Here is a 22,937-nt window from a genome sequence, read left to right as displayed (position 1 = left end):
GATGACCAGCACATCGGAGGCGACGCGGCCACTGGCCGGCGTGCGCATTGTCGAGATCTCCAGCTTCGTCGCCGTCCCGCTCGCCGGAATGACGCTGTCCCAACTCGGGGCGGAGGTGACGCGGGTCGATCCCATCGGTGGTGCCGCCGACTACCGCCGATGGCCCGTCACCGACGACGGTGACAGCATCTACTGGGCGGGCCTGAACAAGGGCAAGCGATCGGTCGCCGCCGACGTGCGCTCCGACGAGGGTCAGGACGTGATCAAGCGGCTCATCGCCAGCAGCGGGATTCTGATCACCAATGTGGCTGGGCGCCAATGGCATTCATACGAGACGCTCAAAGCGCTCCGCCCCGACCTGATCCACGTCGAGGTGTCCGGACGCGCCGACGGGGGCACCGGCGTCGACTACACGGTCAACGCGGGCATCGGTTTCCCGCTGGTCACCGGTCCATCCGAACTCGCCACACCCGTGAACCATGTGCTGCCGGCGTGGGACGTCGCATGCGGGCTGTACACCGCGCTGGCCGTCGTGACCGCGCTGCGGCACCGTGACGCGACCGGGGAAGGCCAACGAATCGGCATCCCGCTCGAGAACGTCGCGTTGGCGACGGCGGGCAACCTCGGGTTCTTCACCGAGGTCATGGTCAACGGCACGGCGCGCGAACGCATCGGCAACTCCGTGTACGGCCAGTACGGCCAGGACTTCGTCAGCAGCGACGGTGTGTCGTTCATGGTCGTCGCGTTGACCGGTCGGCACTTCCGCGACCTCACCGAGCTCACCGGCACGACGAAAGCGGTTGCCGCGCTCGCGGAAACGCTCGGTGCCGACTTCTCCGACGAGGGACAGCGGTTCGTGCACCGCGACGCGTTGAGCGGATTGTTCGCCGAATGGTTCACCGCGCACACCGCCCATGAGATCAGCACAGCGTTGTCGGCCACCTCGGTGCTGTGGGAGCGCTACCGCACCTTCGCCGAAGCGGTCACCGAGGACAAAGTCACCGACAACCCGTTGTTCACCTCGCTCGAGCAGCCGCGGATCGGCACCTATCTGGCGCCGGGACTTCCGATTTCGATCGGTGGGCAGTACCCGCCCGCGGTCACGTCGCCGGCGCTGGGGGACGACACTGTCGCGGTGTTGGGCGAGTGGCTGGGGTTGACCGCCGAGCAGGTCGACGGCCTGGTCGCCTCGGGCGCTGTGGCGACAGGACGCGCTGAATGAGCCGACTGCTCAACCTGCTCGAGTTGCGCTCCGGAACCGAAACCGACAGCTGGATCGGACCGGCGAGCGGCCCCGCGGGCAAGCGGGCCTACGGCGGACAGTTCGTCGCGCAGAGCCTGGCCGCTGCCTGCCGCACCGTCGCGGGGGACCGGCTGCCGACGAACCTGCACCTGCAGTTCCTGCGCGGCGGAGAGGCGGGCGACGACGTCGGCTACACCGTCGCGCGCGTCTTCGACGGCCGAACGTCATCGGCTCGGCGCGTCGAATCCCGGCAAGGCGAACGGCTTTTGACGACGGCGACGGTGTCGTTCGCGGTGCCGATGCGTGGTCCCGAGCACGGGCACCGGCTGCCCGCGCTCTACGATCCGGAGTCGTTGCCCCACACCGGTCCTGCCGGGCCCGCGCCGTCGATGCCGCTCGAGGAACTCGATATCAGGATCTTCGACGACAGCTCGTCAGGCGAGTTCGTCCGCCGTCTCTGGTGGCGCGCGACGGTGCCGGTTCCGGATGATCCGATCCTGCACACCCTGATCGCGGTCTATGTGTGCGACGTGTACATGATCGATCCCGCGCTACAGGTCCACGGCCACTCGATGCGGGCGCGAACACACCGCAGCGGCACCACGGATTCGTCGATCTGGTTTCACCAACCGGTATTCGCCGACCAGTGGAACCTGCTGGAGTCGACGTCGCCCGCCGCCGCACGGGGTAGGGGCGTCGTCACCGCAAACCTGATCCGCGCCGACGGCGCCGTGGTCGCCACGCTCGCGCAGGAAGGCCTTATCGCCGAGCGGGACTGAGCGTTGCCGACCCGCGGCGTGCCCGCAGCCGCCGACGCGCCATGGTCACCAAATAGGTGAGCAGGATGCCGACGGCGAGCGAGGCGATCACGCCGAGGGCGGGGTGGCCGGGGAACATCGCATACACCTGGTAGTGGACGAGGTAGGTGTACAGCGACGCCTCGGCCAGCACGCCTGCCGCCACGGTCAGCGCCGCCGGACAGCGGATGGTCGGCAGCCAGATCACCAGGGCGAGACCGCCGAACACGAGAAGCTCTCGCAGCGTGTTGTCGAAGTAGCCGTACAGCGCCACCGCCAGAACCAGAGTCAGCAGCGCACGCTGCAGGGTCGTGCCGGCCTTCGAAGCCGCCCAGCCGATGGCGAAGAACCAGAACGCGAGCATCGTGAACCAGGCATTCCGGCCCAGGTCCAACCCGAACACGTCGTAGCGCAACGCCAACCCGGCGACCAGAAAGGCAACGGCGACCGCGAATGGACGCCGGCGCTCGGCCCGGTCCATCGCCGGTATGCACAACAGCAGCGCCAGGGCGACGAGCGTCCACACCAGAATCTCGACGAACCACAGGCGGCCCGCGGTCATGCTGTCGTGCGGACCGAGAATCTTGTTGGCCAGCAACAGGTTCGTCCAGGTGTAGTCCGACGTCCACGGCATTACGAGGGCCACCCACAGCACCGACGGCACCGCAATCCAGCCGATGGTGTTTCGCAGGTGGCGCACCCGCTTGGCGCGCGACACCGGTGTCAGACAGAACCGGCCGAAGTTGTATCCGGCGATGCCGAGCAGCAGATGGGCGCCGCCCCACAACTCGAACAACTCGGCATGCGAACCGACGATCAGGATGATCGCGACGGCCCGCATCGCCACGCTGGTCTCCAGCGTGGCGTCCCACAGCCGCCGGCGGGTCCGCGGCCGCTTCACCAGCCTCTCGAGCTCTCGAAGTGGCAGCTGTTGCCATCCGGCGGGCAACTGCCCGAGCGCTCGTTCCAACCGCACCGACATCGCCACGTAGGAAAGCGAGTTCCCGCCGAGGTCGACGAAGCTCGCGTCCGGGTCGATGGCCGCCGGGTCCAGCTGCAGCACGTCGGCGAACACTTCGCGCAGGTTGGTGGTCGACGCCGCGTCTCCGCCCCGTGCGAGGTCGCGGACGGTTCGGTAGTCGGGTTTCCCGGACTCCAGCAGCGGCAGTTCGTCCACAACGACCGCACGCACGGCCGACGACGGAACACCGGCGGTCTCGGCCGCTATGCGCTGGACATCGCGTTCGCTGTGCGCGCCGGCCGCCGCGACGACGAGGCGATCGTCGTCGTTGGTGCAGAAGGCGGTGATTCCGTCGGCGCTCAAGGCGGACTCGATGTGTTGGAGATCGACGCGCAAACCGTACATTTTGACGAATCGACTGGTACGACCGACGATTTCGTAAAGTCCGTCGGGAGTGCGGCGGGCCAGGTCGCCGGTGTGCAGCGATTCGACGGTCTTGTCGAGGGCGAGGTCGTCGGGGCCGTGGGCGTAGCCCATCATCACGTTGGGTCCGCGGTAGACGAGTTCGCCGACCGCTTCGTCCGGCGATTCGTCGGTGGATTCGATGGTGAACGAACCGCCCGCAATGGGCCGGCCGATGGTCTCGGGCCGTGAGAGCGCCAATTCCGGTGGCAGATAGGCCATTCGGGCAGTCGCCTCGGTCGCCCCGTACATGACGAACAGTTGCCAGCCCTCGTTTCGAGCCTGTTCTGCAAACCGTCGGACGCGCTCGGCAGGCATGCGCCCGCCCGCCTGCGTCACGTAGCGCAGATCCGGTAGGCCCGTCGCGTCGAACTTCATCTGCTCGAGAAGTTCGAACGTGTATGGCACCCCCGCGAACGAGGTGCCGCGGTGGCGACGGAACTGGTCCCAGAACCGGTCATCGGTCACCGAGAGATCCGTGAGGACGAGGCCGGCGCCGCGGAGCAGGTGACTGTTGACGACCGAGAGCCCATAGCAGTACGACATCGGCAGTGTGGTGGCCGCGCGATCGGTTTCACGGATCTCGAGGTAGCGGGAGATCGCGCAGGCATTGGACAGCAGGTTGTCGCGGGAGAGCCGGACCAGCTTCGGTGATCCGGTGGTGCCGGACGTGGACATCAGCATCGCCAGGTCGTCGTGGAGGCGGCGCCCGCCGGCACGACGGCGATGGCGGATCACTCCGTCGCCGACCACGGTGTCGGGTTCGTAGGTACGCAGGATCGTCGAGTGCTCCCGCCCGGGTGGGACGGGAAGCACCACATGGTCAGCCGCGAGCGCGGCCAGATAATGCACGAGCGTGTCGATGTCGTTGCGCGTTTCGAGCAGCACGAGCCGTCTGCTCTCGCCGAGGTCGGGTATCGCATCAGCGACCCGGTCGGCCAGCGCGGCATAGGTCACGTGCTGCGTATCGGTGTGCGCCGCGACGTTGTCTCCGTAGCCGCGCAGGTGCTCGATCAAGGGGTTCGTCACAGCGCGACTCCGCTTCCCAGCACCTGGATGCGCACCTTCGCGTCGACCTGCGGCGGATCGAGGCTGTGCTGGCGGACGATTATCGGGTCCGCCTCGCCGCCGGGGTCGACCGTCAACAGCACGTCGTGGCCGAGAAATTCGACGGCCAGCACGGTACCGACACCTTCGAGGCGCTCGGTATCAGACACCACGGTCGCGACGAGCTGTTCGGGCCGCAATAGCAGCGTCGCAGGACCTGCCGGTCGGGATTCCGTGCTGTGCAGGGGGATTCGTCCGAACGCGCACTCGGCGACGCCATCGGTGACCGTGCAGGGCAGGGATACGCAGTCCCCGAGGAATGCGGCGGTGAAATGGTCGGCCGGATGCCGGTACACGTGCTGCGGCGGTCCCACCTGAGTGAACCGACCGGCACGCATGACCGCGATCTGGTCGGCGATCGACAGCGCCTCCTCCTGGTCGTGAGTGACCAGCAGCGTGGTGACGCCCGTGTCGACCAGCAGGCGGGCGACGGCTTTACGGGTGGATGCGCGTAGCCCGGTGTCGAGGGCGCTGAAAGGTTCATCGAGCAGCATCACTACCGGTTTGCGGGCGAGCGCTCGCGCTAGGGCCACCCGCTGCTGCTGGCCGCCCGACAGTTCGTGTGGCCGCCGTGATGCGAAGGCGGGATCCAGCGAGACCGTCTCGAGCAATTCGTCGACCCTGGTCCGGATCTCGGCGCGTCGCAGGGATCCGTTCAAGCCGTATGCGATGTTCTGCCCCACGCTCAGATGTGGGAACAGTGCGCCGTCTTGGGCGACGTAACCGACCGCGCGCCGGTGCGGTGCCACCGAACTGCCCGGGCCGGCGACCTGGCGACCGCTGATGACGATGGTCCCGGCGTCGGGTGTCTCGAACCCGGCGATCAGCCGGAGCAGCGTGGTCTTACCGCACCCCGACGCCCCGACGACCGCGGTGATGGTGCCCGCCTGCATTTCCAGATTGATGTGATCCAGCACCGTGTGACCGTTGAAAGCCTTGGCCAGGCCGTGTGTTTCGACAACGCTCACAGTGCCGCCGCCTTTGTCGACTGCCGATACAGCAGCAATGTCACCGGTATGGCGAGGACCACGAGCACCAGTGCGTAGGGCGCCGCCGCCGCGTAGTCGAGCTCGCTGGAGAACGACCAGAACATCATCGCCAGCGTCCGGGTCCCGGTGGGCGCGAGCAGCAGCGTCGCGGTCAGCTCGGTCGCCACCGCCACGAACACCAGCGAGGCCCCTGCCGCGGCGGCGGGAGCGGTCAGCCGCAGCGTAACCCGGAAGAACGTGGCAGTCGGCGAACTGCCCAGCGACCGGGCCGCCTCCTCCAGGCTCGGCGGAACCTGAGCCAGGCCGGCCCGGACGTTGACCAACGCGCGGGGCATGAACAGCAGGACATAGGCGAACACGATCAATGTCAGGCTCTGATACAGGGGGCGCACGAAGTGAATCGTGAAGGTCACCAACGCCAGCGCCGTGACGATACCGGGTAGCGAACTGGTCACGTAGTTCGCACCTTCGACGACGCGAGCCAGTACGCCGGTCGAGCGCACCGCCACCCAGGCGACGGGGAATGCGAGCACGGTCGTCACAATCGCTGCGGCTGAAGCCAATCCGATGGTCTGGCCCAGGGCTGAAAGGATGTCGTCGATGACCCAGACGTCGGCGCCCCCCAGCCACAGCCACCGCACGATCGTGCCGACCGGCACTCCGATGGCCAGCACGGCCAATGCGGCCAGCCCGAGCGTCGCGGGAATCACGCTGTGGCGCAGGTGGATCGGAGTGCTCACGCCTGGCGCACCCGAGCCGATTCTGGCGAACCGGGCGTTACCCCGCGCGGCGGCCTCACCGACCAGCAGCGTCAGGCACAGCAGCACGAGCACCCCCGCCAACATGCTGCCTGCCGCTCCGTCGAAGGTGGCCTGGAACTGCTGGAAGATCGCGACGGTGAAGGTGTCGAACCGCAACATCGCGAACGCGCCGAACTCCGCGAGAAGATGCAATCCGACCAACAGCGAACCCCCCAGAATGGCAAGGCGCAGCTGCGGAAGCGTGACGCGCAGAAACACCCCCGCCGAGCCGGATCCCAGCGCCCGAGCCGATTCCTCGACGGCGGGATCGAGCCGCCGCAGCGTCGCGGCGACCGGCAGGTACATGAACGGGAAGTAGGACAGAGTGGTGACCAGCACGCCGGCCGGCAGGCCGTGCAGCGACGGGATCACCCCGACCCAGGCGTAGCTGTTGACGAACGCCGGAACAGCCAGCGGTGCAACGAAAAGTGGCCGCCAGAGCGTCCGGCCCGGAAGGTCCGTCCGCTCCACCAGCCACGCCGCGCCGACACCGACCACCACGCACAGCGGAACGGTGATGAGTACCAGGGCGACGGTGTTGACGAGCAGTTCACCGACGCGTGGGCGCACCACGAGTTCGTACGCCCGCGTCCACCCCACCGAGACCGTCGCCCACGCCACATATCCCAGCGGAATGCAGGTGGCCGCCACGAGGATCGCGACCGTGACCGAGACCAGCGGGCCGGGCCGGGACGCCTTGTCCGACCGCGACACCGGTGCCGCGGGCGGGGGGACGGGGGGAGCGGCGGAGACCACCTACAGCAAGCCGGCTTTCGTCATCAGGTCGGTGACCTTCTGAGCGTCGAGGTTCGACGGGTCGACGTTGGGTGCCTGCAGGGTGTCCAGCGGGGGCAGGGCGGGATTCGCGGGCACGCCACTGGCGACCGGGTATTCGAATGAGGTGCCCTTCTCGAGCACCTCCTGACCGGCCTTGCCGGTGACGAACCGGACGAACTGCTGGGCCTGGTCCATCCGGTCGGTCGAGGCGAGTACCCCACCGCCGGAGAGGCTGACGAAGGCGCCGGGATCCTCGTTCTTGAAGTAGTGCAGCGCGGTATTGCCGCTCATCTCTTTGGTTTTCGCCTGATCGCGGAACCAGTAGTAGTGGTAGATCACTCCGCCGTCGACTTCACCGGCGTTGACGGCCTTGAGGGTGGCGATGTTGTCGCTGTAGAGCTTGGCGTTGGCTTTCATGGCTGCCAGCCACTGTGCGGTCGCGGGCTCGCCCTTCAGTTCGAGCAGCGCCGAGACGATCGCCTGGAAGTCGGCCTTGGTCGGCGGCGCTCCCCAGCGGCCCTTCCATTCCGGCTGCTGCAGGTCGAGCAGTGACTTCGGCAACTGGTCGGGCTGCAGCCTCGAGGTGTTGTAGACGAATACGGTGCTGCGCGCGGCCACCCCGGTCCAGTTGCCGGTCGGCGGACGGTACTGCGGCGGCACCTGATCGAGGGTCTCGGGCGCGAGTTCGGCGAACAGGCCGGCGCGCTCGACCGCGGCCATCGCCGGTGAGTTCTCCGTCAGGAAGACATCGGCCGGTGATGCTTTCCCTTCGGCCACGAGCTGGTTGCCGAGTTCGGTGTCACCACCTTGACGGTAGGTCACCTTGATCCTGGTTTCCTCGGTGAAGGCGTCGATCCATTCCTTGGTCAGCGACTCGTGCTGGGCGTTGTAGATCAGCAATTCGTCGCTCTGGCCCCCATCCGAGCACGCGCTGGCGCCGGCTGCCAGGGCGAGGGTCGACAGGACGGCGGCGATCCGCCTCCACCGTGATCGCATACAGGGGATCCTTTCGCGGTACGTGCAGGTCAGGACGCAATCTTTAGCTGAGGTTTACCTAACGAACATACCCTGTCGGTGTCCGGCTCGGCGGGCGCCGCACGTTCGGGCTCCGGTGGCACCTGACCGGGGGGATTCGGGGGCCTGCCGTCCCACCTCCTTTTCGGTCTCTTCGGTACAGCGGTGCCGCGTTGCGCACGCGGGGGTACGTTTGCCTCGACCGGGGGCGCCGGCCCCGCATACCGACACCGAGGACGGACGAATGAACAGATCCAAGCGTTCGGGACTGGTTTGCGGAGCGGCACTGGTGGCGGCCGGCGTCTTGGGCGCCGTCCCCGTGGCGAGTGCCGCGCCGTGCACGGCCAGCGGGTTGGCGACGACGGCGAGCGGCGTGCTCAGCCAGGCCGGTGGCTACCTGGAGTCGCACCCCGGCGCCAACGAGGTGCTGACGGCCGCGGCGACGCAGCCGCCGGACGCTGCCCGTGCCAACGTGCGGGCGTACTTCACCGCGCATCCCAACGAATACCTCGACCTGCGAGGGATCGCGGCACCGCTGACCGATATGCGCGCGCAGTGCGGTATCGCCGTCAGCCCCGGACAGCTGGCGATGCTGTTCGAGGCGATGGGCGAATAGTCACATCCGCCCGGACCGGGCGCGAACGAAGTTGTAGACGCCGAACGCGGCGATGCCGATCGCGGCGAGGATGAGGAGGAATCTGCCGAACGGCGCCTGCCCGAGCGTCTTCACCGCCGCGTCGAGTCCGCTCGCCTTGGCGGGGTCGGCCTGCAGCGTGGCCACCATGACCAGCACACCCGCGCCCCCGAGGACCAATCCTTTGGCGGTGTAGCCCGCGATGCCCACGGCGGTGACGCCGGTGCCGCCGGACGCGCGCAGGTCTTTGAAGAACTTCTTCGTCACGCCCTTGTACACGTGGTAGCCGCCGACGACGAGGAGGCCCAGCCCGACCGCGATCAACACGGCCTTGCCCCAACCGGATTGCATCATCTGCGCGGACAGGCCCGCGTTCTGTTGAGAACTCTGCTGTCCGCTGCCCATGGCGAAGCGGGCCGCCGAGAATGCGATCGCGAAGTTGACGGCGGCCAGACCGAGCGACTTCGCGCGCTTCCACGCCGGTGTGTCGTCGCGGAAGCGGCCCGAGCCCTCACCCGGGCGCGGGCCGACGATCGCCTCGGCGACGCGCCACAGCCCGAGTGCCAGCAGTCCGGCGGCGACAACCCACAGGAGCACTGCGCCGCCCGTCTGTTGCGCCAAGGTGGCCAGCGCCCCCGACTGGTCGGCGTTACCGCCGGATCCCAACGCGATGCGCAGAATCAGATAGCCGACGAGCAGATGCAGTACGCCACTGATCGCGAAGCCGGCGCGCGCGGTGTACTCGAACGCATCGCTGTCGGTCGCCCGGTCGGCGACTCCGTGTAACGAGTTGTCGGTCATGCCGGCGTGTACCCGCTTTTTGACGTCGACGAAACAGCGTGGGCTCGAGCTGTGGACAAAGTCGGGATTGGGGATCACGGGGCCTGAGGGCTCCCGGATGCCGCCTGCGTGTCGGTCACGTGCTCGACCGTGGAGCCATGAACTCATGGACTCGCGCCGAGATCGGCGCGCTGGGAGAGCAACTCGCGGTCGACCACCTGCGGGCGCTGGGGCTTCGGGTGCTCGAGCGCAACTGGCGGTGCCGGTACGGCGAGCTGGACGTGATCGCGGTCGACGACTTGGCCCACACCGCGGTGTTCGTGGAGGTGAAGACCCGGACGAGCGACCGGTTCGGCGGGGTCGAGGAGGCCGTGACCCCGCAGAAGGTGCGTCGGCTGCGGCGGCTCGCCGGGCTGTGGCTGGCCGCCCAGGACACCGGATGGTCGCAGGTGCGCATCGACGTGGTCAGGGTGCGGTTCGGCCGAAGCCGCACACCGGAGATCACGCATCTACAGGGGGTGGGGTAGATGGCGTTGGGGCGGGCGTACTCGGTCGCGGTGACCGCGCTCGAGGGCCAGATCGTAGAGGTCGAGGCCTTTGTCGGGTCTGGTCTACCGAGCGTTGATCTGGTCGGCCTGCCGGATGCGGCGCTGCAGGAGTCGCGCGCTCGGATCCGGGCTGCCATCACGAACTCCAAGTGTGACTGGCCGATGACCCGGCTGACGATGGCGCTGTCACCCGCGACTCTTCCCAAGGTCGGGTCGGTTTACGACCTCGCGTTGGCGTTGTCGGTGTTGTCGGCCGGCGCGAAAGAACGATGGCCGCGTCTCGAAAAGACCGTGCTACTCGGGGAATTGGCCCTCGACGGGCGGGTCCGCTCCGTCAGGGGCATCCTCCCCGCTGTGCTGGCCGCCAAGCGCGAGGGTTGGCCGGCGGCCGTCGTCCCCGCCGGCAACCTCGCCGAAGCGAGCCTGGTCGAGGGTATCGAGGTGTGGGGCGTGCGCACGCTGAGTCAGTTGAAGTCGTGGCTGCAGGGCAGGGCACGACTCGAAGGCCGCATCACCTCGCCTTCGTCGAGACCCGTGCCGATGGCTGACCTCGCCGACGTGGTCGGCCAAACCGAGGCGCGGTATGCCGTCGAAGTGGCGGCGGCGGGCGGACATCACGTCATGCTGACCGGCCCGCCGGGTGTCGGTAAAACAATGCTGGCTCAACGTCTTCCGGGCTTGCTGCCGTCGCTGTCGGAGAGCGAGGCGCTGGAAGTCACGGCGATCTACTCGGTGGCAGGTCTGCTCTCGGAGGACGCCCCGCTGATCACGCGACCACCATTCGTCGCGCCGCATCACACGTCGAGCGTGGCGGCGATGGTCGGCGGCGGGTCGGGGATGGCGCGCCCTGGCGCGGTCAGCCGGGCGCACCGCGGCGTGCTCTTCCTCGACGAGTGCGCCGAGATCGGCAGCAGTGTGCTCGAGGCGTTGCGTACTCCGTTGGAGGACGGTGCAATCCGCCTCGCCCGCCGTGACGGCATCGCCCGGTATCCGGCACGGTTCCAGTTGGTCCTGGCCGCGAACCCGTGTCCGTGCGCCCGCCCCGACCCACGGGACTGTGTGTGCACCGGCCACGAGAAGCGCCGCTATCTCGGCAAGCTTTCCGGTCCGCTGCTCGACCGGGTTGATCTTCACGTGCGGATGCACTCGCTACGGGCCGGCGCGATCGTCGCCAAGGACGGCGAGTCCACCGATGTGGTGCGTGAGCGGGTGGCCGCGGCACGTGCCGCGGCCGCCGAGCGGTGGCGGCCACACGGCATCCGCACCAACGTCGAGGTCAGCGGGTCGTTGCTGCGGCGCAAGTTTCGGCTGCCCACGGCGGTGATGAAACCGTTCGAGGCCGCGCTCAATCGCGGCACGCTCAGCGTCCGGGGTATGGATCGCACGTTGCGGGTCGCATGGACGCTGAGTGATCTTGCGGGCCGGACTTCGCCGACTCTGGACGACGTCACCACCGCGTTGAGTTTCCGACCGGCCGGAGGTGTGCCGTGACCGACAAAACCACCGAAGCTTGGGCGTATCTCTCGCGGGTCGTCGAACCGCCGTGTCCCGCACTCGCGGCACTGGTACAGCGGGTGGGCGCGGTGGAAGCCGCGGAGCGGGTTGGGCGCGGTGAGGCCGGCGAAGAAGTCAACTCCCACGCCGAGGCCCGCCGTGACATCGACTGCGCAGCCGGTGATCTCGCGGTGTTGGCGCGGTACGGCGGCCGCCTGATCACCAGTGAGGACGATGAGTGGCCCCTGCTGTCGTTCGCCGGGTTCGGGGGCGCTCCGGACCGGTTGCGGCCGCAGGCGTACGCGCCGATGGTGCTGTGGGCGATCGGGCCCGCGGCTCTCGACGAGGTCGCCTTCCGGTCCGCCGCGGTCGTCGGGACCCGGGCCGCGACGGCATACGGCGAATTCGTCGCCGGCGACATGGCAGCCGGGCTGGCAGAGCGCGACGTCGCGGTGGTATCCGGTGGCGCGTTCGGCATCGACGGCGCCGCGCACCGTGCGACGCTGGCCGTGGAGGGGGTCACCGTCGCGGTGCTCGCCGGTGGCGTCGACGTCCCCTATCCGGCAGGGCATTCCGCGCTGCTGCGGCGCATCGCCCAACACGGCTTGCTTCTCAGCGAGTATCCGCCCGGCGTGCGACCCGCGCGCCACCGGTTCTTGACCAGGAACCGGTTGGTGGCGGCGCTGGCCGGGGCGACCGTCGTGGTCGAGGCCGGTGCGCGAAGCGGTGCCGCCAACACCGCGGCGTGGGCACGGGCGCTCGGTCGTCCGGTGTGTGCGGTGCCCGGGCCGGTGACGTCGTCGGCGTCGGTCGGGTGTCATGCGCTGCTGCGGGGCGAAGCGCACCTCGTCACGCGCGCGGCAGACGTCGTCGAACTGGTCGGCCGGATGGGGGAGCTGGCGCCCGACGAAGACCGCCCGGTCTCACCGCTCGACGAGCTCAGTGACACCGACAAACGCGTGTACGACGCGCTTCCTCGCCGCGGCGGGCGGACCGCCGAGGAGATCGCGGTGGCTTCCGGGCTTCCGGCGCGTCTGGTGCTGGGTCCGCTGGTGAACCTCGAACTCTGCGGCCTGGTGGTCGCGCGGGACGGGCGATGGAAGCTGGCGCCACAATGACCCGCGTGTCGGCAGAGCCGTTGGTCGTAGGAGGTAGACCCCCGACCGTCGGCGTCCGCTCGTATAGTCGGGGAGGCCGGCTCGGAACCAGTTTGGTGAACCAGGCCGGCTGAGTTTTGGGAGGGATCTTTCGTGGCAGGGCGACCGATACACACCTTCGACGTGGTGCGTACCGAGCAATTGACACCCCATATGATCCGGCTGGTTCTCGGAGGATCGGGGTTCGACACGTTCACCCCGAACGAGTTCACCGATTCCTACGTCAAGCTCGTGATCGTCGATCGCGGCATCGATGTCGCGCAGTTGCCGCAACCGCTGACACTCGACTCGTTCTCGTCGCTCCCGCAGGAGCGACGCCCCACGGTGCGGACCTACACCGTGCGCAGCGTCGACCCCGAACGCCGAGAGATCTACATCGACTTCGTGGTGCACGGTGACCACGGCGTCGCCGGGCCCTGGGCGGCCGCCGCGACCCCCGGCCAGCCCGCCTATCTGATGGGGCCCAGCGGCGCCTATGCACCCGACCCGGCGGCGGACTGGCATTTGATGGCGGGTGACGAAGCGGCGGTGCCCGCGATCAGTGCCGCGCTGGAAGCCTTGCCGGACAACGCAATCGGACGAGTATTCATCGAGGTCGCCGGACCCGAGGACGAGATTCCGCTGAAGAAGCCCGACGGTGTCGAGGTGCGGTGGATCTATAGGGGCGGGCGTGCCGACCTGGTGCCCGAGGATCAGGCCGGTGATCACGCTCCGCTGATCGCCGCGGTCAAGGAGACCCCGTGGCTACCCGGACAGGTGCAGGTGTTCATCCACGGCGAGGCCCAGGCCGTCATGCACAACCTGCGGCCCTACATCCGCAAGGAGCGCGGTATCGAGGCCAAATGGGCGTCGTCGATCTCCGGCTACTGGCGACGCGGACGCACCGAGGAGACCTTCCGCCAATGGAAGGCCGAGCTTGCCAAGGCCGAAGCCGGCGCCTGACCGCAAGCCTGGCACGCTTGCCGCATGACGTTCGGTAACTACCAGTTCGAGATCTACCTGCAGGGCCTCTCCGGCATCGTGCCGAAGCTGCCGATGACGTTCGCGGAGTGGGAGGCCAAGGCCGAAGCGGCCATGCCGCCGTCGGTGTACTCCTACGTCGCGGGAGGAGCCGGGGACGAACGAACCCAGCGGCTCAACCGCACCGCGTTCGACAACTGGGGTCTGATGCCGCGAATGTTCCGCGCCACCCGGGAACGCGACCTCTCGGTCAACGTGTTCGGCATGACGCTGCCGTCGCCGGTGTTCATGGCGCCGATCGGGGTCATCGGAATCTGCGCACAGGACGGGCACGGGGACCTCGTCACGGCCCGCGCCGCGGCACGCACCGGTGTGCCGATGGTGGTGTCGACCCTCACCGAGGACCCGCTCGAGGACATCGCGGGCGAATTCGGTGAGACACCAGGTTTTTTCCAGCTGTACACGCCGACTGACCGAGAGTTGGCCGCCAGCCTCGTCCACCGCGCCGAGGCCGCCGGTTACAAGGGGATCATCGTCACCCTGGACACCTGGGTGCCCGGTTGGCGGCCGCGTGACCTGTCGACGTCGAACTTCCCGCAGTTGCGCGGCCGCTGCCTGGCCAACTACACCAGCGACCCGGTGTTCCGGGCCGCACTGCCACAGCCGCCCGAGGAAAACCCGCAGGCCACCGTCATGCACTGGGTGGGGCTCTTCGGCAACCCGCTGACGTGGGACGACCTGCCGTGGCTGCGTTCGCTGACCGATCTACCGCTCATCGTCAAGGGCATCTGTCATCCCGACGACGCGCGGCGCGCCAAGGACGGCGGCGTCGACGCGATCTACTGCTCCAACCACGGCGGACGACAGGCCAACGGCGGGCTGGCGGCCATCGATTGCCTGCCCGGGGTCGTGGAGGCGGCCGACGGGTTGCCGGTGCTGTTCGACTCGGGCATCCGCAGCGGCGCCGACATCGTCAAAGCGCTCGCGCTGGGCGCCACCGCCGTCGGAATCGGACGGCCTTATGCCTACGGACTGGCACTCGGCGGGGTGGACGGCGTCGTTCACGTGCTGCGTTCACTGCTTGCCGAGGCCGACCTGACGATGGCTGTCGACGGCTATCCCACCCTCGCCGATCTCACTCCGGACACGCTGCGGCGCGTCACCTGAACGTTGCGGGGAGATTCTGCGACGGTTGGTGTCGTGGAAGGCGTCCTCGAGGAGTTCGACGAGTACCTCGCGCTGGAGCGGGGCCGCTCCGAGCACACCCGCCGCGCCTATCTCGGTGATCTGCGGTCGCTGTTCGGGTTCATGTCCGAGCGCGGACACGAAGTCGGTCTCGACGCGCTGAGTCTGCCGGTGCTGCGGGCATGGCTGGCTGCCCAGGCCGCCGCCGGCGCCGCCCGCACGACGCTGGCCCGGCGCACGTCGGCGGTCAAGATGTTCACTTCGTGGGCGGTGCGGCGCGGGTTAATCGCGGGTGATCCCGCGGTCCGGTTGCAGGTGCCGAAGGCTCGGCGTGAGCTGCCCGCGGTGTTGCGTGAAGACCAGGCGCTCGACGCCATGGCGGCCGCGAAATCCGGGGCCGAACAGGGGGACCCGATGGCGCTGCGCGACCTGCTGATCGTGGAGTTGTTGTACGCCACCGGTATTCGTGTCAGCGAGCTGTGCGGACTCGACATCGATGACGTCGACATGCCGCGGCGGCTGCTGCGGGTCCTCGGCAAGGGCAACAAACAACGGACGGTGCCGTTCGGTGTGCCCGCGCAGGATGCGATGACGGCGTGGCTCGATCGCGGCAGGCCGGCGTTGGCCACCGCCGACTCGGGCCCGGCGCTGCTGCTGGGAGCCCGTGGCCGTCGGCTCGACCCTCGCCAGGCGCGCACCGTCGTGCACCAGACCGTGGCGGCGGTCGACGGCGCACCTGACATCGGGCCGCACGGGTTGCGGCACAGCGCCGCAACGCATCTGCTCGAGGGCGGCGCCGACTTGCGTATCGTGCAGGAGTTGCTCGGCCATTCCACCCTCGCCACCACGCAGCTCTACACGCATGTCACGGTCGCACGACTGCGAGCCGTCCACGACCAGGCCCACCCCCGCGCGTGACTACGGTGGTTTCGGTGCTCTAGCGATCGCTCAGCGACTGCGCGGGCACCTCAATTGCAGAGGAGGACTCGTGCGAAGGGCAACAGTTCGGCTGTCGTGGGGGCCGGTCAGTTACCTCGAATGGATACCCGAGCGCGTGGACGGCGCGCCGACGGTAGTGCTGCTGCACGGCGCCGGAGTGGACAGCGCCTCGCTGTCTTGGGGCGGCATCGGGCCGCGGCTCGCGGCCGGCGGCTACCGCGTGCTCGCTCCGGATCATCCGGGCTACGGCGAGAGCCCGCCGGCGCCCTGGCCGTCGACCCAGGATCGGTTGGTCGGTTACGTCGGCGAGTTCGTCGACGCGCTTGGGTTGGACCGCTACGCGATCGGCGGTTTGTCGCTCGGTGGTGGGATGACGATCGGGCATGTGTTGGATCGGCCGCAAAACGTCACGGGGGCAATGCTGTTGGCCAGCTACGGGTTCATGTCCCGACTGTCTGAAGGGCCGCTGTCGGGAGTCCGGCAGGTGCTGACCTGGGCCATGGTGCGCACCGGACTGCTGAGCGCGGTGAGCCGGTGGTCGGGGCGAAGCAGTCGTGCCATGGAATGGGTCATGCCGGCGTTGATCGGCGACCCCGCGGCGCGAACACCGGAACTGGTCGACGAGATTCAGTCGGCCGCGAGGGCGGAGCACGCTTTCGACGCGTTCGGACAGTGGCAACGCGACCAGGTCCGGTGGAATCGCCTCACCACCGACTACCGCGACCGGCTCGCGACGTTTCCGCGTCCGGCGCTGATTGTTCACGGAGACAAGGACACCAGCGTGCCGCTGGCGGCGGCGCAGGCCGCGGCCGAACTGATTCCGCAGGCTCGCATCGAAGTGGTTGCGGGCGCGGCACATTGGGTTCAGCGGGACCAGCCCGACGTCGTGGTATCGGCGATGCTGGAGTTTCTCGACACGCTCAGCGCAGCAGCTTGATCACCTCGGCGATATCCGACATCGCCGACGGTCTGCCCGGCAGTTCGTCGAAGACGGTCCAGTAACTGACCCCGAACCGCTGCCTGCGCTCGGTGAGTTGTTCGGCCATCTGCTCGCATGTGCCGATCAGCACGAACGGTGACGTCAGCAGGCGCTCGGGGGAGACGCCGCCGAGCGTGGCGGCCAGTTGTTCGGCGGCTCGGGGCCGGTCGTCGGTCACGACGACGGCCTGGATCAACGCGTTGAGTTCGATGTGCTCGAACCGGTCGCTCGCGGCTTCGCGCACCACGGCGATGCGGTTCGCGAGTCCTTCGGCGTCGAAGTGTGTCAGCCGGACCGCGGTGGCGTCGCGGTTGTGGGTGATGCCCGCGAGCCCGACGATGTCGGCGATCCGTCCCGCGAGTCTCAGGACGCGAGTTCCGTTGCCGCCGATCAACAGTGGCACGCGCGAGGGCGGAACCGGAAGGAGTTGACCCGCTTCGGCGTGAATCCGGTAGTGCTCGAGGTCGGCGTCGACGGATTGGCCGTCGAGCAGCGCGCGGATCACCCCGACCGCCTCGGCCAACCGTGACACGCGCACCCCACCGCCATCGAACGGGATGCCCGCGGCGTCGTACTCGGACTTCATGTGCCCGGCGCCGATGCCCAGTTCGAACCGGCCGTCGGAGACCAGCGCGAGGCCCGCCGCCTCGCGGGCGGTTTCGACGGGGTGGCGGAAGTCGTTGTTGAGCACCAGCGTTCCGACAATTAGCCGCTTGGTGACCATCGCGGCCGCGGCGGCACTGGTGAACGGCGGCGCCATCGGGACCAGGTGGTCGGCGAACGACAAGACGTCGAAACCGGAACTCTCGACCGCGCGGGCGAAGGTCCGTATCTGCTCGCCGGTGCGCGGCAGGCCGGCCGTCAGCCCGAAACGCAGCGGTCGGCAGCGATGAGCGTCGATGGTCACGGTTCGACGTTAGGCGCACGCTCGTCGCGTCTCGAGCGTGCGTAGACGGCGGAGAAAGAGCGGCGTGGCGTGTACAGACATGCACGCTCGGCCCATGGGGAGCAAGTCAGCCCGTGATCGGTTTGAGGCGGATCGGGGTGGTGACCACCAGACCGAGCGGGTCGACGTAGTCGGCGCGCGACGCCGGACCCCACATCGCGCCCCAGTGCAGGCACGCCGAGCGCGGGCAGCCGGGATGTCCGGCCTCCAGCACGCCGATCACCGCCTCGGGGCCGACGCGCTGTCCTCGCACGACCGTCGCCCGGACCGGTTCGTAGCTGGTCCGCAGGCCGCCGGGGTGGGCGAGTGACACGACCGGCCGCCCTGCCAGCTCACCGGCGAAGACCACGGTGCCCTCGGCCGCGGCCAGCACACGCTGGCCGGGTGTGCCCGCCAGGTCGACGCCGCGATGTCCCGGCGTCCAGTTCGGCTCCGCCACGTCGAAGGCCCTGGTCACCGCGGGCCGCGGCTGCAGCGGCCAGGCCAGCCGACCGTCCTCGGCCGCGACCGGCGCCGCCCAGACCAGAGCGCAAACCAGCGCGGCGACCGCCGCTACGCACCGCATTACCCCAGCTCAACGCGTCATGCCAGGTCCGCGCCAGAGGGTGACGAGGATTTGTGGACAGCCTGCTCGCATGGAATCGGCGTGGAAAAAGCACGCCTGTGCAGGGTGTAAACTGCTAACCGCAGCTCGCTTGCGCGGGCTGACTTCGCGTGTCTGCACCGCGGCCCGTTCCACTAGGTCGTTCCCCGGATGCCGTCGGTCCCGGCCCGAATTCTCGGAAAGGGTTCGGCACTCCGAGCAGTCACCAGGGCTCGGCGTCACCCGACGCCGGCATCAACCGACGAAAAGGACCATGGACTCATGGCTGTTGTAACCATGAAGCAGCTGCTCGACAGCGGCACCCACTTCGGGCATCAGACCCGTCGCTGGAATCCCAAGATGAAGCGGTTCATCTTCACCGACCGCAACGGCATCTACATCATCGACCTGCAGCAGACGCTGACCTACATCGACAAGGCGTACGAGTTCGTCAAGGAGACGGTCGCGCACGGTGGCACGATCATGTTCGTCGGCACCAAGAAGCAGGCGCAGGAGTCGATCGCCGAAGAGGCGACCCGCGTCGGCATGCCGTATGTGAACCAGCGCTGGCTGGGCGGAATGCTCACCAACTTCTCGACCGTGCACAAGCGGCTGCAGCGTCTCAAGGAACTCGAGACGATGGAGCAGACCGGCGGGTTCGAGGGTCGCACCAAGAAGGAAATCCTGATGCTGACCCGCGAAAAGAACAAGCTCGAGCGGTCGCTGGGCGGTATTCGCGACATGTCCAAGGTGCCCTCGGCCGTGTGGGTCGTCGACACCAACAAGGAGCACATCGCCGTCGGCGAGGCGCGCAAGCTGGGCATCCCGGTCATCGCGATCCTCGACACCAACTGCGACCCCGATCTCGTCGACTACCCGATCCCGGGCAACGACGACGCGATCCGTTCGGCCGCGCTGCTGACCAAGGTGATCGCCGCCGCGGTGGCCGAGGGTCTGCAAGCCCGGGCGGGCGTGGGCCGGGACGGTGACAAGCCGGACGCTGACGCCGCCGAGCCGCTCGCCGAGTGGGAGCAGGAGCTGCTCGCGGGCGCGACCGCCACCGCATCCCCGACCGCCGCGGGCGCCGAGCCGGGCACGCCCGAGGCGGACATCCAGACCGAACCCAAACCCGCACAGAACCCGTAAGGGAAGGCTCATATGGCTAACTACACCGCTGCCGACGTCAAGCGACTTCGGGAGCTGACCGGCGCCGGCATGCTCGACAGCAAGAACGCGCTCGTCGAGGCCGGCGGCGATTTCGACAAGGCCGTCGAGTTGCTGCGCATCAAGGGCGCCAAGGACGTCGGCAAGCGCGCCGAGCGCGCCACCGCCGAGGGCCTGGTGGCCGCCAAGGACGGCGCGCTGATCGAGCTGAACTCCGAAACCGACTTCGTCGCCAAGAACGCCGAATTCCAGTCGGTGGCCGACCAGATCGTCGGCGCCGCGGCGGCCGCCAAGGCGACCGACGTCGATGCGCTCAAGGCCGCTCGCATTTCCGCCGATTCGGCGGCCCCTACCGTCGAGCAGGTCATCGCCGACCTGTCGGCCAAGATCGGCGAGAAGCTCGAGTTGCGCCGCGTCGCCTACTTCGACGGCACCGTCGAGACGTACCTGCACAAGCGGGCCGCGGACCTGCCGCCTGCCGTCGGCGTATTGGTGGAGTACACCGGCTCTGACAAGGACGCCGCTCACGCGGTCGCCCTGCAGATCGCCGCGCTCAAGGCTAAGTACCTCACCCGCGAGGACGTGCCCGAGGACGTCGTCGCCAACGAGCGACGCATCGCCGAGGAGACCGCCCGTAACGAGGGCAAGCCCGAGCAGGCGCTGCCGAAGATCGTCGAGGGCCGCGTGACCGGCTTCTACAAGGACGTCGTGCTGCTCGACCAGCCGTCGGTGTCCGACAACAAGAAGACCGTCAAGGCCCTGCTCGACGAGGCGGGTGTGACCGTGACCCGCTTCGTGCGTTTCGAGGTCGGCCAGGCCTAACTCTTTTCTGGCGCTCGCCCATTTCTGCGGTCGCGACGGTACGAGTTGGTACCGTCGTCGGCATGACTCGGATAAGCGCCTTCGGCGACGACGCCCTCGGCGATCTCGATGCGGTCGGTCTGGTGGAGGCGCTGCAGTCGGGCGCGGTGTCGCGAGCCGAACTGGTCGACGCCGCGATCGTCCGCACCGAGGCCGTCAATCCGGCGGTCAACGGACTGGCGCACGAGGCATTCGAGCAGGCCCGCACCCGAGCCGCCGCACGGCCCTACGGCGGCTACTTCAACGGCGTTCCGTCCTTCCTCAAGGACAACGTCGCGGTCGCCGCGATGCCGACGATGAACGGCACCGACGCCTGGGATCCGCGCCCCGAGCGGTCGCACGGCGACTTCGCGCGTTCGTTTCTGGCGACGGGTCTGGCTCCACTCGGCAAGACGCAGATGTCGGAATTCGGTTTCAGCGCGTCGGCCGAGCATCCGCGGCTGGGACCGGTGCGCAACCCGTGGAACCCCGAGCACACCGCGGGCGCGTCGTCGTCGGGTTCCGCAGCGTTCGTGGCCGCCGGGGTGGTGCCGATCGCGCACGCCAACGACGGCGGCGGATCGATCCGAATTCCCGCGTCCTGCAACGGCTTGGTGGGGCTCAAGCCGTCACGGGGTCGGCTGCCCCTGGACAAGAAGCTGCGGCAGATGCCGCTTCGCATCGTCGCCAACGGTGTCGTCACGCGCTCCGTGCGCGACTCTGCGGCGTTCTACCGCGAGATCGAGCGGGTGTACCGTAACCCGGCGCTGCCTGCGATCGGCACCATCACGGGGCCTGGAGCACAGCGGCTGCGCATCGCGGTGTGCACACAGTCGATAGCGCGCGAGGCGAGCCCGGAGGTTCGTGAGCTCACGCTGAAGAACGCCGCTCTGCTCGAGGAACTCGGGCACCGGGTCACTCTCATCGACAATCCCGTGCCGTCGCACTTCATGAATGACTTCCTGCTCTACTGGTCGTTTCTGGCGTTCGCGATCGTGCGTAGTGGGCGCACGTTGGGCGCGAACTTCGACCGTGGCCGCCTCGACAATTTGACGCGCGGGCTCGACCGCCACGCTTCGCGGAACCTGCACCGGGTGCCCAGGGCACTCGCGCGGTTGTCGCGGATTCGCCAGGTCACCGAGCGCGTCGCCCGGGACCACGACGTCGTGCTCACCCCGACGCTCGCCGACGTCACGCCGCGGATCGGGCACCTCGACCCGACGCTGGACTACCAGACGATCATCGACCGGCTCGTCGAGTGGGTGGCCTTCACACCGCTGCAGAACGCCACGGGGGAGCCGGCGATCTCGCTGCCCCTGGCCGAATCCGCGTCCGGTCTTCCGGTCGGCATGATGTTCGCCGCGCCGGTGGGTCAGGAGCGACGGTTGCTCGAGTTGGCCTACGAACTCGAAGAAGCCCGTCCGTTCAAGCGCATTCAGGATCCGCGCTAGAGGGAGCGGCACACCTCGGCGGTGGCGCGGGTGAGCGACGCGGCGCCGTCGCGCAGCGCCCGCTCGATCGGCGTGCCTTCGGCGGTGATCGCGACGAGTCGCTCGACGCCGTGGTCGAGCAGCACGGCGGCATCGGGGGCGACCCGGCCGGCGAAGACGATCACCCGTGCTCCGGCGCGCACGGCCGCTTGGGTCACGCCGAACGGCGTCTTACCCATGACGGTCTGCGCATCGACGCTGCCCTCGCCGGTGAACACCCAGTCCGCGCCCCGCAGCGCCCGCTGCAGGCCGACCGTTTCGGCCACCTCTTCGACGCCCGATCTGCTTATCGCACCGAGGAATTCGACGAGGGCGAAACCCACGCCGCCGGCCGCGCCCGCGCCCGGACGCTGTGGTTGAGTGCCGCCGAGCGTCGCCGACGCGACGGCGGCCAGCCGGGACAGCCCCGCCTCGAGTCGCAACATGTCGTCTGGAGCGGCGCCCTTCTGCGGACCGAACACCGCGGTGGCGCCGCTCGGGCCCAGTAGGGGCGCGGTGACGTCGGAGGCGACCCGGATCCGGGCATCGCGCAGGCGCGGATCCATCCCGGTCATATCGATGCGGTCGAGGCGTTCCAGATCGGCGCCGCCGGGTGCCAGCGGCTGTCCCTCGACGTCGAGGAACTTCACGCCCAAGGCCGCGAGCATGCCCGTTCCGCCGTCGTTCGTGGCCGACCCGCCCAGACCGATCAGCACATCCTCGGCGCCGCGGTCGAGGGCGGAGGTGATCAGTTCTCCTACGCCGAACGTGCTGGCGCGCAGGATGTTTCGCTCGTGGGGCGAGATGAGCTCCAGTCCTGCCGCGGCCGCCATCTCGATGACCGCCAACTGGCGCAGCGGCACGTAGCCGAATCGTGCGGTGACGGTGCGGCCCAGCGCATCCGATACCGGCACCTCGACGCGCTCACCGTGCAACGCGTCGACGACGGCGTCGACGGTGCCTTCGCCACCGTCGGCCATCGGCACGCCGACGACTTCGGCGTCCGGCATCACCGCTGCGACGCCGGCCGTCATCGCGGCGACCGCTTCGGACGCCGTCATCGACTCCTTGAACGAGTCCGGCGCCAGGACGATCTTCATGGACGTAGT

At 68.6% G+C, this 22,937-nt stretch carries 21 protein-coding genes; 13 read left to right on the top strand and 8 right to left on the bottom strand.

The genetic code is table 11. From position 1 onward, the window contains the following. Position 1: 1 nt before the first annotated feature. Together AU198_RS23925 and AU198_RS23920 are read left to right on the top strand one after the other, a co-directional pair. Positions 2 to 1,222: a CoA transferase gene (locus AU198_RS23925; protein WP_064351072.1), complete on the top strand. Its 1,221-nt coding sequence runs from the start codon at positions 2 to 4 to the stop codon at positions 1,220 to 1,222. After that, on the top strand, positions 1,219 to 2,022 hold the full coding sequence (locus AU198_RS23920) for an acyl-CoA thioesterase (protein ID WP_064351071.1): 804 nt from the start codon (positions 1,219 to 1,221) through the stop codon (positions 2,020 to 2,022). Before AU198_RS23925 ends, AU198_RS23920 begins: the two co-directional genes overlap by 4 nt. On the opposite strand, the gene AU198_RS23915 is transcribed toward AU198_RS23920, so the two are convergent. From AU198_RS23915 to AU198_RS23900, 4 genes are read right to left on the bottom strand one after another with little or no spacing between them, the layout of a single operon-like run. After that, on the bottom strand, positions 2,003 to 4,492 hold the full coding sequence (locus AU198_RS23915) for an AMP-binding protein (protein ID WP_064351070.1): 2,490 nt from the start codon (positions 4,490 to 4,492) through the stop codon (positions 2,003 to 2,005). The two genes, AU198_RS23920 and AU198_RS23915, sit on opposite strands and share 20 nt — an antisense overlap. After that, positions 4,489 to 5,538 carry an ABC transporter ATP-binding protein gene (locus AU198_RS23910; RefSeq protein ID WP_064351069.1) on the bottom strand — a complete coding sequence of 350 codons (1,050 nt, stop codon included), beginning with the start codon at positions 5,536 to 5,538 and terminating at the stop codon, positions 4,489 to 4,491. The genes AU198_RS23915 and AU198_RS23910 overlap by 4 nt, the downstream gene beginning before the upstream one ends. Beyond that, the gene (locus tag AU198_RS23905) at positions 5,535 to 7,115 is read right to left on the bottom strand and encodes an ABC transporter permease (protein WP_064351068.1); all 1,581 of its coding nucleotides are present in this window, start codon (positions 7,113 to 7,115) and stop codon (positions 5,535 to 5,537) included. The genes AU198_RS23910 and AU198_RS23905 overlap by 4 nt, the downstream gene beginning before the upstream one ends. Next, the gene (locus AU198_RS23900) at positions 7,116 to 8,132 is read right to left on the bottom strand and encodes an iron ABC transporter substrate-binding protein (protein WP_064351067.1); all 1,017 of its coding nucleotides are present in this window, start codon (positions 8,130 to 8,132) and stop codon (positions 7,116 to 7,118) included. It lies immediately after the preceding gene. Positions 8,133 to 8,394: 262 nt separating this feature from the next. On the opposite strand from AU198_RS23900, the gene AU198_RS23895 reads away from it, so the two are divergent. Beyond that, the gene (locus tag AU198_RS23895; RefSeq protein WP_064351066.1) at positions 8,395 to 8,766 is read left to right on the top strand and encodes a heme-binding protein; all 372 of its coding nucleotides are present in this window, start codon (positions 8,395 to 8,397) and stop codon (positions 8,764 to 8,766) included. Here the strand turns inward: AU198_RS23895 and AU198_RS23890 are convergent, their stop codons facing one another. Continuing rightward, positions 8,767 to 9,585, bottom strand: a complete 819-nt coding sequence (locus AU198_RS23890) for a DUF1206 domain-containing protein (protein ID WP_064351065.1) — start codon at positions 9,583 to 9,585, stop codon at positions 8,767 to 8,769. A 137-nt stretch (positions 9,586 to 9,722) separates the two neighbouring features. Here AU198_RS23890 and AU198_RS23885 point away from each other — a divergent pair, with 137 nt between their 5' ends. The 7 genes from AU198_RS23885 (at position 9,723) to AU198_RS23855 (ending at position 16,784) form a co-directional block, all read left to right on the top strand. Further along, a complete protein-coding gene (locus tag AU198_RS23885) occupies positions 9,723 to 10,091 on the top strand; it encodes a YraN family protein (RefSeq protein ID WP_064351064.1) in 369 nt (122 codons plus the stop codon). After that, the gene (locus AU198_RS23880; protein WP_064351063.1) at positions 10,092 to 11,603 is read left to right on the top strand and encodes a YifB family Mg chelatase-like AAA ATPase; all 1,512 of its coding nucleotides are present in this window, start codon (positions 10,092 to 10,094) and stop codon (positions 11,601 to 11,603) included. It begins immediately after the preceding gene. Continuing rightward, complete coding sequence (gene dprA, locus AU198_RS23875; protein WP_064351062.1) at positions 11,600 to 12,724, top strand: DNA-processing protein DprA; 1,125 nt, start codon at positions 11,600 to 11,602, stop codon at positions 12,722 to 12,724. The genes AU198_RS23880 and dprA overlap by 4 nt, the downstream gene beginning before the upstream one ends. A gap of 132 nt (positions 12,725 to 12,856) precedes the next feature. Next, the gene (locus AU198_RS23870) at positions 12,857 to 13,705 is read left to right on the top strand and encodes a siderophore-interacting protein (RefSeq protein ID WP_064351061.1); all 849 of its coding nucleotides are present in this window, start codon (positions 12,857 to 12,859) and stop codon (positions 13,703 to 13,705) included. Positions 13,706 to 13,729: 24 nt separating this feature from the next. Further along, complete coding sequence (locus AU198_RS23865; protein ID WP_064351060.1) at positions 13,730 to 14,890, top strand: lactate 2-monooxygenase; 1,161 nt, start codon at positions 13,730 to 13,732, stop codon at positions 14,888 to 14,890. 33 nt (positions 14,891 to 14,923) lie between these two features. Further along, entirely contained in the window at positions 14,924 to 15,826 is a 903-nt protein-coding gene (locus AU198_RS23860) for a tyrosine recombinase XerC (RefSeq protein ID WP_064351059.1), read from the top strand. 70 nt (positions 15,827 to 15,896) lie between these two features. After that, on the top strand, positions 15,897 to 16,784 hold the full coding sequence (locus tag AU198_RS23855; protein WP_064351058.1) for an alpha/beta fold hydrolase: 888 nt from the start codon (positions 15,897 to 15,899) through the stop codon (positions 16,782 to 16,784). Here AU198_RS23855 and AU198_RS23850 read toward each other — a convergent pair. Continuing rightward, positions 16,768 to 17,733, bottom strand: coding sequence for an LLM class F420-dependent oxidoreductase (locus AU198_RS23850; RefSeq protein ID WP_064351057.1), 966 nt, complete (start codon positions 17,731 to 17,733; stop codon positions 16,768 to 16,770). The genes AU198_RS23855 and AU198_RS23850 overlap by 17 nt on opposite strands. A gap of 106 nt (positions 17,734 to 17,839) precedes the next feature. Then, complete coding sequence (locus AU198_RS23845) at positions 17,840 to 18,337, bottom strand: murein hydrolase activator EnvC family protein (protein WP_064351056.1); 498 nt, start codon at positions 18,335 to 18,337, stop codon at positions 17,840 to 17,842. A gap of 300 nt (positions 18,338 to 18,637) precedes the next feature. Here AU198_RS23845 and rpsB point away from each other — a divergent pair, with 300 nt between their 5' ends. The 3 genes from rpsB to AU198_RS23830 all read left to right on the top strand — a co-directional run bounded on the left by rpsB (position 18,638) and on the right by AU198_RS23830 (position 21,810). Next, complete coding sequence (gene rpsB / locus AU198_RS23840; RefSeq protein WP_064351055.1) at positions 18,638 to 19,501, top strand: 30S ribosomal protein S2; 864 nt, start codon at positions 18,638 to 18,640, stop codon at positions 19,499 to 19,501. 12 nt (positions 19,502 to 19,513) lie between these two features. Next, on the top strand, positions 19,514 to 20,341 hold the full coding sequence (gene tsf, locus AU198_RS23835) for a translation elongation factor Ts (RefSeq protein ID WP_064351054.1): 828 nt from the start codon (positions 19,514 to 19,516) through the stop codon (positions 20,339 to 20,341). Positions 20,342 to 20,403: 62 nt separating this feature from the next. Then, a complete protein-coding gene (locus tag AU198_RS23830) occupies positions 20,404 to 21,810 on the top strand; it encodes an amidase (RefSeq protein ID WP_064351053.1) in 1,407 nt (468 codons plus the stop codon). Here AU198_RS23830 and AU198_RS23825 read toward each other — a convergent pair. Continuing rightward, positions 21,807 to 22,928 (bottom strand): glycerate kinase, encoded by a 1,122-nt coding sequence (locus AU198_RS23825; protein ID WP_064351052.1) that lies wholly within the window; start codon positions 22,926 to 22,928, stop codon positions 21,807 to 21,809. The two genes, AU198_RS23830 and AU198_RS23825, sit on opposite strands and share 4 nt — an antisense overlap. Between the last annotated feature and the right edge of the window lie 9 nt (positions 22,929 to 22,937).

It is taken from the genome of Mycobacterium sp. GA-1199 (assembly GCF_001500045.1).
Classification (GTDB): Bacteria; Actinomycetota; Actinomycetes; order Mycobacteriales; family Mycobacteriaceae; genus Mycobacterium.
Note: the sequence above shows the minus strand (reverse complement) of the source record. Positions and strands in the feature narration are given on the sequence as shown.

Excerpts from the sequence above, each read along its gene's own strand:
- AU198_RS23925 (WP_064351072.1), top strand. The coding sequence starts at position 2 with ATGACCAGCACATCGGAGGCGACGCGGCCACTGGCCGGCGTGCGCATT.
- AU198_RS23920 (WP_064351071.1), top strand. The coding sequence starts at position 1,219 with ATGAGCCGACTGCTCAACCTGCTCGAGTTGCGCTCCGGAACCGAAACC.
- AU198_RS23900 (WP_064351067.1), bottom strand. The coding sequence starts at position 8,132 with ATGCGATCACGGTGGAGGCGGATCGCCGCCGTCCTGTCGACCCTCGCC.
- AU198_RS23895 (WP_064351066.1), top strand. The coding sequence starts at position 8,395 with ATGAACAGATCCAAGCGTTCGGGACTGGTTTGCGGAGCGGCACTGGTG.
- AU198_RS23890 (WP_064351065.1), bottom strand. The coding sequence starts at position 9,585 with ATGACCGACAACTCGTTACACGGAGTCGCCGACCGGGCGACCGACAGC.
- AU198_RS23885 (WP_064351064.1), top strand. The coding sequence starts at position 9,723 with ATGAACTCATGGACTCGCGCCGAGATCGGCGCGCTGGGAGAGCAACTC.
- AU198_RS23880 (WP_064351063.1), top strand. The coding sequence starts at position 10,092 with ATGGCGTTGGGGCGGGCGTACTCGGTCGCGGTGACCGCGCTCGAGGGC.
- AU198_RS23865 (WP_064351060.1), top strand. The coding sequence starts at position 13,730 with ATGACGTTCGGTAACTACCAGTTCGAGATCTACCTGCAGGGCCTCTCC.
- AU198_RS23845 (WP_064351056.1), bottom strand. The coding sequence starts at position 18,337 with ATGCGGTGCGTAGCGGCGGTCGCCGCGCTGGTTTGCGCTCTGGTCTGG.
- rpsB (WP_064351055.1), top strand. The coding sequence starts at position 18,638 with ATGGCTGTTGTAACCATGAAGCAGCTGCTCGACAGCGGCACCCACTTC.
- tsf (WP_064351054.1), top strand. The coding sequence starts at position 19,514 with ATGGCTAACTACACCGCTGCCGACGTCAAGCGACTTCGGGAGCTGACC.
- AU198_RS23830 (WP_064351053.1), top strand. The coding sequence starts at position 20,404 with ATGACTCGGATAAGCGCCTTCGGCGACGACGCCCTCGGCGATCTCGAT.
- AU198_RS23825 (WP_064351052.1), bottom strand. The coding sequence starts at position 22,928 with ATGAAGATCGTCCTGGCGCCGGACTCGTTCAAGGAGTCGATGACGGCG.